We start from the raw sequence: 12,582 nt of genomic DNA on the forward strand, positions 1-12,582 counted from the left end.
AACTGCAACGATAAGCCATAAAAGTGACAGACTAAGCTTCTGGAACAGGGATCGGCGCTGTTTCTAAGTTAGTCTGCACCTATTGCCCATGCTGTTGGTATTTTTCGACAATTTTGTCAAGTTCTTTTTCAGTCTCGGGGTTGATCACCTGCCTGGAAGGATCTGCCTCCAGCCAGCCCAAAGTCCGGCGGATGCCCTGATGGAAAGGAATAGTAGCCTTGAACTCCGGCACAAAGGTTTTGATCTTCGTATTGTCAAACACGGCACTATGCGCCTTGTCACCCAACAGGTTGCCGGTTTGGTCTGGCCAGTGCTGGCAGATAAAATCGGAAGGGATGTGGACAATGTTCGGCGCAACGCCTACCGCATCTGCCAGTCCCTCGTAGACCTGATTCCAGCTCAGCACGTCGTCCGAGGTGATGTGAAACGCATGCCCAATCGCTTTTGGATGGCCCAACAGACCAACGAACCCAATAGCAAAGTCGTCGGAATGGGTCAGCGTCCACAGGGAGGTGCCGTCGCCATGCACTATGATTTTCTTTCCTTTGCGCAAGCGATCCACAATATTGTACTCCCCCCAGCCGCCAAGGGCCACTGGTATCACGGTGTCGTAAGTATGCGAGGGGCGCACGATGGTCATAGGGAATCCGTCGGTTCTGTAGGCCGACATCAGCGCATCTTCGCAGGCAATTTTGTCCCTTGAGTACTGCCAGAAAGGATTGAAAAGGGGAGTGGATTCCGTGATCAGATAGTGAGTGGCTGGTTTCTGGTAGGCCGAGGCGGAGCTGATGAAAATATACTGTTTGGTTTTACCGGCGAACAGCTTGATGTCTCGCTCTATTTCCTCTTTGGTGAAGGCAATCCAGTTCACCACCACATCCCACTGATGACCGGCCAGCGTTGACTCCAACTGTTCAGGCGCATTGATGTCACCTACAATAGACTTGGCTCCTCGTACTTTCAGGGTGCTTTTCCCCCGGTTGAGCAAGTACAAATCTATGCCTCTTTCTACTGCCAACCTGCTGGTGGCTGTGCTGATGTTTCCGGTGCCGCCGATGAATAATACCTTCATTTCTAATGGTTCTGCTTAGGTCGCTAAGGTACGAAGATCGGAGAACTTCTGGAGTAAAGAGGTCGCTCTGTGCAAGCGGACAGAGCGACCTCTTTACTCATCGTCGCCCCCTAAACCGTCAGCCGCCTGATCACCTCAGCGGCCATGGTCATGCCAAACATGGCTGGCATATAGGAAATGGTTCCATAAAACGACTTCTTGTATTTTGTACCATCAGTAAGCTTTAGGGAATGTGCGGGCTGTACCTCTTCAGAATAGACACATAACACCCCTTTGGTTACGCCTTTTCCTTTCAGGTTCTTTCTAACTTGCTGTGCAAACTTGCACTCCCGGGTTTTGCTGATATCAGCAAGTCGTATTTTGGATGGATCCAGCTTGCCGCCGGCACCCATCGACGAAATGAATTTGAGCTTCATCCGTTTCAATGTCAATATCATCGACATCTTCGGAACGATGCTGTCGATGCAGTCCATGGCAAAATCAAAATGATTCTTCAACAGAAAATCGTGCATGACATCCGGCTCCATGAAGTTGTCGACTACCTGAACCTGCAGGTCAGGATTAATGTCCAGAAAACGATCCCTAAGTACGTAAGCTTTCTGTTTGCCGACAGTGGAGTTCAGTGCCTGGAGCTGCCTGTTTTTATTGGTAGGGTCTACATCGTCGCCATCAATGATGGTAATGTTGCCCAAGCCAGCCCGTACCAGTGTTTCTGCCGCATAGCTGCCCACGCCACCCAATCCAACAACGAGCACGTGGGCATTCTTTAGTTTGTCTAAAGCTTCTTTACCAATCAATAGCTCGGTTCTTTCTAACCAATCACTCATATTCCGAAAAAAGTTCTAGCGTTGCTGTTCATCTGTCGCTGAAGTTCAGACATCTCTATTTCAATCAATCCAGCCACAGTTCCATACACATCAATAATGCTGATACCAGGCATACTATCCGTTTCCAAAAATAGGTGATCGATAGGTAAAGACTCAAACAGGTCCATGTATTTAGCAGGAGGGAGGCCCGGCATGAGCGAGAGGTAAAACCCCTGATCGATCAGCTGCTTTGCCAGTGTAGCATGACGGCCATAGCCATGCACACACCATTTCTCAATACCAGGAAACTCTTTCTTGATTTCACTGAGCTGACCAAAGGCCCTAACGCAATGGATAATGACGGGTTTCTTCATTTCATCAGCGACCTTCAACTGGCTTCTGAGGATGTCCATTTGAACTTCTATTGCGGGGCCTTTAAGATTATCCAGTCCCATTTCGCCCATGGCAAGGCAGTAGCTATCGGCCAGCAGCCCTTCCAACTCCGTTCTTTGTTCGGGAGTCGTCGGCTGCGCTGTCCACCAGGGGTGCAGACCCACTGTGAAGTATTGGTGTGGCTTACTTTGGCCCAGATGAAGAGAAACAATTTCCATCACATCAGCACGATCTGCTTGCCTCATACTGTGGGTATGGAAGTCGAGGAAGTGATTGTTTTGGAAAGGTGTAGAGCCCATTTAAGTCAGCCAGTTGTGACCATTTGCAGTGATTACATTTTTTTTGAAAACAACTCTATTAACTCGTTTTTATAGGTTCTTGACAATGCAATTTTCTCGCTGTTCACCACTACGTATCTGCCATTAACTGCTTCAACTTTTGCCAGGTTGACAACAAAAGATCGGTGAACTCGGACAAAGTTAGCAGATTGAATTTCTTCCAGAAACCCCTCCAGCGACTGCCTGTGAGTATATTTTTTTAACGTGGTATGTATATCTATATAGTTGTTATCCGATTCAACGTAAAGGATATCGCTGGCCTCGACTTTTACACTTTCATTTAGGTTGCGAACGAGAATGACTCTACTGTCTTCAATTCTTTTGCTCCTTATAATTTCGATAGAAGCGAAGAGATCGCTTTTTGAAAAAGGCTTGATCAGATAGGCTGACGGAGCGGTGCTAACTGCTGCCTTAATTGTTTGCGGGTCGGTATAAGAAGTTAAGTAAACAAATGGAATTTTGTACTTGTCTCTAAGTAGCACACCTACATCAATTCCGCTTTTTTCGTCGCTGAGATTGATGTCCAGAATAGCTACGTCGATTGGTCGTGATTGCTCCAGGTATCTATTGGTTTCTGCGTAATTTTTGGCAACGCCTACCACAGAGTATCCCAACTCCAGGAGCATTTGCTTTGCCATTTCGGCAATCATCAAATTGTCTTCTACGATTAAAATGTGAAACTGGGAGCTCATTTTGGAATAGTTAATAGAAACGTTTTTGCCTTATAGGTCATCGTGGCGTCTATCTGGTTCACCAAAATATTGATGATTCGGAAGCCGAACCCTTGCGAAGTCTTCGTATCGAAGCCGTCTTGAAGGCCGTTTCCGCTGTCGCCATATGCAACGTCAATGCTGTTCTCTTTTTGGTTGATTTTGAGGCTGATTTTGCCGGTAGTTGCGTTGGCAAATGCGTACTTGAATGAATTTGTAATCAACTCATTTAGAATCAGGCCCAGGAAAACCGACAACTTCATGTCCAGCTTGATGTCTTCAGATTCTATGTCCATTTCAACTGAGTCGCCCAGATCAAACAGCTTTTGCAATTCTACGAAGAGTTCACGCATAAACGATTTAAAATCCACCTCAGTCACGTTATCAACATCGTACAGGTTTTGGTGTACGAGGGCCATGGTTTCAATCCTTGCCTGACACTCGTCGAGGATAATTTTCACCTCCCCGCTGTTGGTTGATTTTGACTGAAGATACAACATGCTCTTCAAAAAGGTAAGGTTATTCTTTACCCTGTGGTGTACCTCCTGCCGCAGCAATTCTTTTTCATGCAGTTGTTTGAGCACCTCAGTTTTTTCATGTTTTAACTGTTGTGTTCTTTCTTCTACAAGGTTTTCGAGCAGCTTTTTACTTTGTTGCAAGTTGTGTTCCCGTATACGGATAAAAAATCCAACGGCCATTGCCCCGAGCATCAATACGACGACAAGGAACCAAGTCTCCTGATAAAACGGCTTGTATATTATGATCGGAATTCTCAGTTCCTCGGCAGTTCGGTGAGCAGTACCACGGCCAGTCAGCACGAGCGTGTATTTTCCATAGGGGAGAGACCTGATACTAATCTCGGGTTTATCAGTATATGTCCATTGTTGATCGAAATTTTCAATTTTGTAGGCATATTGGATTTTTTCACTTTTATAGTCAATGATTGAATAACCTAATTGAAACGCCAGATCGGACGGATACACATGGATGGTATTTTCATCATTTATGAAATCTTCGACTGCTTCAATAAAGGACCCATCCGATTTTGACTGTTTGCTGAATGATGTAACATATAATCTGGAAGGTGTAGCGTCGATGAGAAAATCCTTGGGATTCAACATATTCACACCATTAATGCCTCCAAAAAATAGCCGCCCGTCTTCTGACTGGTAATGTGATATTGTATTACATTCATCGTGTGCAAGCCCATCCGATTCGAAGTAACTGTTGATGCTGAAATTTTGCTCATTAATTTGCATGATACCCCTTGCGCTACTTACCCAGAGGTATCCATAATCATCCCGGTAAATGGCATAAGTCTCATTGTGCGTTAGACCATCTTTAGTGGTATACTGCTTGTAGCTGCCATTACTGATATCCAGGCGAATAATCCCGCCACCCTTGGAAGCGAGCCAAAGCACACCAGGCTCAAATTCATTGATATGAGCAATATGGTCGTGGGGGATAATACGCCCCTCAGATCCTTCACGATGATATCGGTCTATTACTCCTTTTTGCGAATCAAGGAGATACAGGCCGGTGCTCGTAGCCAACCATATGCTATCGCCCCGTTCATGAAAATGATACACAGTGGACTTTTCAAGGAGAGAAAATTGATTGTAGTCGTTGAAAACTTGAAGGCTGTCCTGCGAATTCAAAAATGAAATACCCTGAGCATGGCCTACCCACAGTTTCCCATGCCTGTCTCTGAAAATGCTCCAGTGAAGTCTTGGGTATTCTGCACGTAAATTAGTCTCTGAAGCATAGTAGTAGTCTTTGGTGTTTCTATTGCTTGGTTTAAACCACGACACCCGATGCCCCTCATCAGTAAACCAAAGCTTCTCGTCCTGATCCAGCCAAAATGCGTGTCGTTTTACTTCGTTAATAAGGTCAGTTTCTTCCGTTTCTGGCGCCTTGTAGTAATATGGTGTGCCCGATATGATAGGAGTTTTATTTCCTGTTTCCAGATCAATTGCATAAGTGTGTCCTAATCCATTTACGTAGAGTGTGTCCCTGATAACTTTCATACCACGTGCGTTATATCCCTGGGTTCCGTAACTCTCTGTATCAGTCAGGAAGGTCTTTATATTTGATTCTATAAGTGTAAAACGGAAAATATTGCCGCTCTGCTTCATCCAGTAATTTCCAAGACGATCCATCCACGGTGACGGAAAATAAGGATCTACAATTTCTCCGTCTTGTTGTTTCGTGGCAAGAAGTTGGCCGTCAAAGGTGTAAACACAAATCATTTGCGATGATTTTTGCTCCGTCCAAATGCGACGGTTATAAACGTCCACTCCAAATACCCTATAGTTGAAGTAATCCCCGTTGGGTAAAAAATCGATGGGCTGCTCATCACGATATACCAGATAAGATTCCAGTGAGTCGGTCTTGTTTTTGGCTGATATTAATTGACCGTCCGAATCAATCCCGACCCAAAACCGATTGTCAGCACCAACTCTTGGCAGTTCCTTTACTACTTCTCCTGTCCGATTGATTTTGGTCAGGGTCGATTGGCCAAAGACCCATATGTGCTCATTACGGACATATCCGTTCGATATTCCATGGTCAAGCACGCTAATGGGCGCACTGTGCAATGAATCACCATCGTAAAGAAAAACAGCATTATCAGCAGTGAAAAGGAGTATGTCTCCTGCTTCCGTACCACTTGACACCCACGCCAGCTCTTCAATTTGGAAGGGAAGCGGTCGTTGCAAGTATTCACTGAGGGGAATGCTCTTATTGGTAAAGGGATTGAAAATGCCGAGGCTGATGACCTTGTGATTTGGGGGGACGGAGTGTAGCAGCCACAAGTTCCCATGAACGTCTTCGTTTATTTCTCCTACACTGCTGTAAAGCAAATGGCCTTCTTCCATCGTGAATGATGCCATGTTGTGGCCGTCATAACGAGTAAGGCCGGTGGTCATGCCGAACCAGGTAAACCCCCTGCTATCCACATAGGTATCCTGCATATTTCTATCCAGAAGACCGCCCTCAACGCTCAAGATCACCTTGTTAATGGAATAATCCTGGGCATTTGCAAAAGTCCAGCAACCACAAATAATTCCAAAAAAAACCAGCTTTGTGAATAGGTTCATTCCAATAAATCACAGTCTTCTTACCACGGCATAAATATCCCCAATTCGAGGCAAAATGTCTTAATCTTCTTAGGACTTGCTTCCATTTTTTTGTGGGTTCATTTTTTGGTGTTGCTACGGTGAATTGTCGGCGTTACTGATTCTGGCTCGTCAAACTCATACAAATTTTGGTTGTTCACCACACATATTTGAACGCTTCATGGAAGCGATAGTAATTGGTGACTGATTCATTTTGGGTTTAATGTACTTGTATATGAAGTTAGCTAGAATTGTTGCCGTTTGTTTTTTCCTTGTAAACCTTCACACCGTATCTGCTCAAACTGCCTGGTCGCAACTGGGCGGCGATATCGTAGGCAGTGCAGATGGAGATGGTCTGGGTGCCATGCTGAGCATATCAGCCGATGGAACCATTGTTGCGGTGGGAGCGCCAAGTGCTGATGCAGGGGGGAGTTCTTTCTCTACACGGGGTCTGGTGAAGGTTTATGCAATGCAAAGTGGTTCGTGGATACAAATGGGGTCTACGATCAACGGCACCGAGGATGGGGCGTCGTTTGGAGCAAGCGTGAGCCTTAGCGATGACGGTACCTTGTTGGCGATTGGTGCTCCGCACAGCGCCTCCACTTTTGGAGAATTTTCCAATTCCGGTCAGATGAAAATATACTCCTGGGATGGACTTCTAAGCGACTGGTCGCTCGAAACGACAGTTGAAGCTGAGGCTGCGGGAGATAATTTTGGCTATGCAATAAGTATTTCAGGAGATGGTTCTGTGATTGCGGTGGGCGCCCCCATCAGTGCCGCAGGAGGAGATTCAAGAGGGCGGGTAAGAGTTTATGACTGGAATGGTTCCTCTCTAAGCAGCAGGGAAGATTTGAATGGAGCAACCGACTTTGAAGGGTTTGGAACGGCCGTTAGCCTTAACCTTGACGGTAGCGTGCTGGCAGTAGGTGCGCCATCGAAAAACGGCTCGGGAGGTGAGCTGATCGTTGGGCAGGTAACAAGTTATAGCTGGAACACAACGAATTACAGTAACACCGGTACGTTGAACGGAGTCGCTGAGTATGATAGTTTTGGGGACGAGGTGAGCCTGTCTGATGACGGTACCCGCCTGGCAGTAGGTGTCACCAAGTTTTTTGGTGGTACCTCTTATGTGGAGCTATTCGATTTCAGCACAAGCTGGTCATCCATTGGGGTGATCAATTCAGCCAACGACACGGACGGCTTTGGTAGTTCGATCAGCCTCTCGGGCGACGGCTCTCATATTGCAATTGGTGCGAGTGCAAACGTAACTGGCAGCGAAGGGGGGCGTGCAGAAGTATACGCTTATACCGGGGCAACCTGGGAAAAAGTGGATGTGGACCTGACAGGTGATGCCGCCGGTGACGGTGCCGGAACGGCAGTCAGTATTTCAGCCGACGGTGCCTTCGTAGCGGTGGGAGCACCCAATAATGTTACAGGTGGTGTGAATGCTGGTCAGGTAAAGGTGTTTGAGCAGGCATTGCCTGATCTATCAGCGCCAACGGTGGCGATTACTTCTAACGAAGGTGAAATTACGAATAACAGCCCTTTTGCAATTACAATAACATTCAGCGAGGAAGTAACCGGCTTTGTCATTGGAGATATTGCTGTGGCGAACGGAGCAGCAGGCAATTTTGCTACTTCAGACAATACCACATTTACGGCGGATATCACTCCAACAGCTGATGGAACCGTAACTGTGAACATTGCTGCCGCTGTTGCGCAGGATCTGGGGAGCAACGCAAACACTGCTGCCGAAGAGTTCAATATCGTGTATGACGGAACAGCGCCTGTGGTAACTATTGACGCCCTGGTGACCAATGACCAGACACCGGCCTTAACCGGTACCATTGACGACAATGCGGCAACCATTATGGTAACGGTAGGTGACGAGACCAATGAAGCAACCAACCATGGCGATGGTACCTGGACTTTGGCTGATAATACACTTTCCAGTTTGGCTGAAGCTGAGTATACTGTCAGCGCTATTGCAACAGATGGTTTGAATGAGAGTGACGAAGCAACAGCTCTGCTCACAATTGATCTTACAGGTCCGCAAATATTTTTTGATAATGCCAACCTCGACGGACTGGCACCATTCACTGATCCTGTGAATATTTCACCTCTTATCGTCAATATTTTTTTCACCGAAGAAGCCACAGGCCTTACCCTGGGGGAGATAACGATTGACGGAAACGTAGGCACCACCGGTCTTTCTGAAGTGCAGGAGTCAGGAGTAAACTTTTATATGCTTGCGGTGCCTCTTCAAAACGAGAGCATCGATCAGGAGATCACCATTACCATTCCGGCTGGAGCAGCATTCGACCAGGCGGGAAATCCGAACCAGGAAGGCAGCGTGACTATCTCCTATGATATCACTGGCCCGTCGGTTAGCTCTATTTCAACAACAGGCCAAAGTACGACCAACACTGCTCCAATGGCCATTGAAATTGTTTTTGATGAGAAAATAAGAGAGCTGGCTGCAGATGATTTTACGGTTGGCAATGGTACAATAGAAGGATTACCTTCGAGTGAAGACAATATCACATTTACCGTCAATATTACTCCCGCAAATGAGGGGTTGGTTACGATTCAACTTCTGGCGGATGCCGTAGAAGACATTGCCGGCAATACAAATGCCTTAGGTTCCGACGTGTTCGAAATGACTTATGACATCACACAGCCTACTGTTGAAATCAGTACTCAGTCAGCGGCCACTGCCACCAGTCCAATTGTAGCAACTGTCACTTTTTCTGAAGCCATGGACCCAATTGCCCCTGGAGATTTCACTGTCACCGGCGGGACTGCCTCAGGCATTAATACAACCGGTGTCGGGGTTTACAGCCTGGAAGTAACTCCGAATCCTCCGGCCGAAGGAAGCACATCTACTGCCGGAGTGGAAATGACGATTGCTTTGGCAGCAGGAAAAGTTCAGGATGCTGCCGGCAATACCAATACGGCATCCAACACTTTGGCTGTTACTTTTGATGATCAGCTGCCGGTTTTCAATCTGTTCAATGATGCCAGCCAGCCGCTTACGGCCGTTAGCGGTAACTTTACAGCTAATTTTATCATTACAGAATCGGCATCCCTTTTTGATATCAATGACATCACCGTTACCAATGGAACCAAGTCTAATTTCAGGTCAGAGTCGATCTTCGGATCTACTCGTTATCGGGTAGATATAGCTCTTACGGGCAGTGAGGGGGTCACCATTACCATACCGGCTGGCGCAGTGGCGGATGCTGCAGGAAATGAAAATGCCGAGACCACATTCTCCATAGCAGTAGACAATGTCGGTCCAACGGTCACCATCAGCTCCAGTGCAAGCAGCCCTACCAAAATGAACCCCATCCCGGTCACCTTTACTTTCAGTGAAGCCGTAACGGGATTTGCAATGGATGATATTGCGGCTAATAATTTTACAGTCACCGCACAACCCTCAACTGAAGATAACATCACTTTTTCCACGACCATTGCACCGGCTGCCAACGGAGAGCTGACCATTGCGCTGAAAGATGCCTCAGTAACAGATGTGGCCGGAAACCCTCTTACCAATACCGGGGCCTTCGCTATCACTTATGACAATGTGGCTCCGACATTAACCATTGACGGACCGAATGCAGTAAATACGACTGATCCTTTCACGCTCACCCTCAACTTCAACGAACCTATAAGTGGATTGACTGCCGATAATTTTACTATAGCAGGCGCTGCACCTGGCACCATTACTGCTTCTTCAACGTCAATCTACACCGTGCTATTAACCCCTCAGGAGGCAGGTACTATCTCGGTGACGGTGAAAGGGTTTGCAGACCTCGCTGGTAATGCCAATGTTGATGGCGTGGCAAAGTCGATCTTGTTTGATAACACACGTCCTACGGTGATAATCAGTGGCACTCCTGCAGCACCGGTTAATAGTAAAAACCCGATCAAATTTACGTTTACTTTTAATGAAGTGGTGTCTGGGTTTACTGTGGAAGATATTTCGGTCTCGAATGCAGAAGCTTCAAACTTCACAGGAAGCAATGCTGAGTATACGGCTGACATCACCCCAACAACGCCAGGCACCGTGACGTTGAGCCTGGCCGAAAACGTAGCGGTGGATGCAGCTGGAAATGGCAATCAAGGTGCGTCTGCTTCTTTCGTGTTCAATCAGAAATACAGCGGCGGATCAGGCACGGAAGCCGATCCCTACCTGATCGCAACAGAATCTGACTTAAGAAAAATAAGTAGTAACACAGAGGACGTTAGAGCGCATTTTCGGCAAACAGCCGATATATTGATGAGTAATGCTAGCTACAACCCAATTAGTTCCTTTTATGGTGTTTATGATGGCCAGGGATTTGAGATTCAAGGATTGACAAATATCGTCCCGGAAATTCAAAGAGGGACTTTATATGGGGATATAGGACTGGTTGGATTATTTATATATACCAATGGAGCTATTCTTAAAAATATCTCGCTCACAGCAATAAATATTCAAGCCTATCAGGGTGTCAACGTGTATTCAGGGGCAGGACTATCTGTTGAAGCAACCAATACAAGAATTGAAAATTGTTTTGTTACTGGAAATATTAAGGGTCCCGCAAATGTAGGTGGACTGGTAGGCAGTGCTGAAGGTCTTTCCGTTATAGCGAATTCATTTACAGATATAGAAGTGTTTACAGGACCGATTCCTACTCTTTCAGTAGGCGGCTTGATTCATAGTGCCAATGATGCAGGAGGAGGACGAGCTCCGTTGATTACGGATAGCTATTCGTTAGGTAACTACAGTGCACCTGATGGAACAATTTTTGGCATTGGAGGTTTGGTTGTAGAATTACTTGATGGATCAAAAATTAATAATTCTTTCTATGCTGGAACAATAAGTAGCACGTCAGGGCCTCTTGGAGGCTTATTAAAGTCTGGGACATCTACGGCTGATCCTTCACTCGAAATAACTGTAGCTGAAGTAAATAACTCGTTTTGGGATAAAGAATGGAGTGGGCTAGAAACTAGTGCATTAGGTGGTTCAGGTTTAACCACATCTCAGATGAAAACCCTCGCTACCTACACTGTAGCTGGTTGGGATTTTACCAACACATGGGAATATGTATGGAATAGCTATCCACGTTTGAAGTGGCAGAAGGAGCGACACAACAAACCTTTTAAGATTTCTGGTAAAGTTCTGGACGAAAATGGCAATCCATTTACCAACGGTACTGTGAATGCGTTTTCATTCGATGGCCCGAAATCTGTTTCAGTCACGCCGGATGCTTCAGGTAACTATAGCCTTGCTTTGGAAACCGGGGAGTACTTTCTATCGGTGTTTCCAAATGATTTCAATAAATATTACCGGACATATCTTGGAAATACCAATCGTCTGGATAAATCCAGAGTAGTGTTTTATGACAATATTCATACTATTCAGATGGTACCCAATTCGCCCGACGTAAAACTGAATGGAAATGGACGGGTGTCTGGTCGTGTGGTTCAAAGTACAAATGGCGGAAGAATTGTTCAGGGAAGGGTGCTTGAAGGAAATCCTTTGGAAGGAGTAACCGTCATGTTAATCAGGGTTTTAGATCAGGAGGTGATGACCTCGGTACAAACGGATGCAAATGGTGATTTTGAAATCACTGGAATTCCCGCTGGCAGCTATCAACTTGTCCTAGGGGTAGATGGAGTTGACCTCAACCTGGAAGGCTCTACCTTCACGATGGATGAAGCTGGAACCCCAATAGTGATCTCTGCAGCCGTTGGTGAGAACGGCATCACCTTTGCCATCGAAGAAGTGCTGGGAGTGGAAGATGAAATAGCCCTTTCCATCTATCCAAACCCTGCACAAGACCATATAAACATTGCCGGCATGGGCCAAATGACAGTAAGGCTACTAAGCCTGTCAGGTGATGTAGTGAGCAATACAGCGTTTATCGATCAAATTACTATCGACCTGGGATCATTGCCTCAGGCCATGTACCTACTGGAAATTACTAATAACTCACAACAACGAACTGTCAGGAGGGTCGTCAAAACGAATTGACCCAACTGTCGCCAATGTACGCAGTGCCATGAAAATGCCGGGTTTGTGATCGCCCGGTTTTTTTGTGGAATCTGGTGAAGAGTTGGCAGCGGGCTTACATGCGCTTTTATTGCCAGAAAAAACAA

Annotated in this window: 6 protein-coding genes; 1 reads left to right on the forward strand and 5 read right to left on the reverse strand. The window is 46.2% G+C overall.

Features of this window, described 5'->3' with window-relative positions:
- Nucleotides 1-79: 79 nt before the first annotated feature.
- From AAC052_RS26765 to AAC052_RS26785, 5 genes are all read right to left on the reverse strand, one after another.
- A complete protein-coding gene (locus AAC052_RS26765; RefSeq protein WP_339816204.1) occupies nt 80-1,072 on the reverse strand; it encodes an SDR family oxidoreductase in 993 nt (330 codons plus the stop codon).
- Nucleotides 1,073-1,182: 110 nt separating this feature from the next.
- Nucleotides 1,183-1,899: a tRNA threonylcarbamoyladenosine dehydratase gene (locus tag AAC052_RS26770; RefSeq protein ID WP_339816205.1), complete on the reverse strand. Its 717-nt coding sequence runs from the start codon at nt 1,897-1,899 to the stop codon at nt 1,183-1,185.
- Nucleotides 1,896-2,516 carry a TatD family hydrolase gene (locus AAC052_RS26775; RefSeq protein ID WP_339816206.1) on the reverse strand — a complete coding sequence of 207 codons (621 nt, stop codon included), beginning with the start codon at nt 2,514-2,516 and terminating at the stop codon, nt 1,896-1,898. Before AAC052_RS26775 ends, AAC052_RS26770 begins: the two co-directional genes overlap by 4 nt.
- 86 nt (nt 2,517-2,602) lie before the next feature.
- Entirely contained in the window at nt 2,603-3,301 is a 699-nt protein-coding gene (locus tag AAC052_RS26780; protein ID WP_317491796.1) for a response regulator transcription factor, read from the reverse strand.
- Nucleotides 3,298-6,417, reverse strand: a complete 3,120-nt coding sequence (locus AAC052_RS26785) for a histidine kinase dimerization/phosphoacceptor domain -containing protein (protein ID WP_339816207.1) — start codon at nt 6,415-6,417, stop codon at nt 3,298-3,300. Before AAC052_RS26785 ends, AAC052_RS26780 begins: the two co-directional genes overlap by 4 nt.
- 253 nt (nt 6,418-6,670) lie before the next feature.
- On the opposite strand from AAC052_RS26785, the gene AAC052_RS26790 reads away from it, so the two are divergent.
- The gene (locus AAC052_RS26790) at nt 6,671-12,457 is read left to right on the forward strand and encodes an Ig-like domain-containing protein (protein WP_339816208.1); all 5,787 of its coding nucleotides are present in this window, start codon (nt 6,671-6,673) and stop codon (nt 12,455-12,457) included.
- Nucleotides 12,458-12,582 lie beyond the last annotated feature (125 nt).

It is taken from the genome of uncultured Imperialibacter sp. (assembly GCF_963974565.1).
GTDB lineage: Bacteria > Bacteroidota > Bacteroidia > Cytophagales > Cyclobacteriaceae > Imperialibacter > Imperialibacter roseus.

Coding starts and splice junctions, on each gene's coding strand:
- AAC052_RS26775 (WP_339816206.1), bottom strand. CDS start 2,516: ATGAGGCAAGCAGATCGTGCTGATGTGATGGAAATTGTTTCTCTTCAT.
- AAC052_RS26765 (WP_339816204.1), bottom strand. CDS start 1,072: ATGAAGGTATTATTCATCGGCGGCACCGGAAACATCAGCACAGCCACC.
- AAC052_RS26770 (WP_339816205.1), bottom strand. CDS start 1,899: ATGAGTGATTGGTTAGAAAGAACCGAGCTATTGATTGGTAAAGAAGCT.
- AAC052_RS26780 (WP_317491796.1), bottom strand. CDS start 3,301: ATGAGCTCCCAGTTTCACATTTTAATCGTAGAAGACAATTTGATGATT.
- AAC052_RS26785 (WP_339816207.1), bottom strand. CDS start 6,417: ATGAACCTATTCACAAAGCTGGTTTTTTTTGGAATTATTTGTGGTTGC.
- AAC052_RS26790 (WP_339816208.1), top strand. CDS start 6,671: ATGAAGTTAGCTAGAATTGTTGCCGTTTGTTTTTTCCTTGTAAACCTT.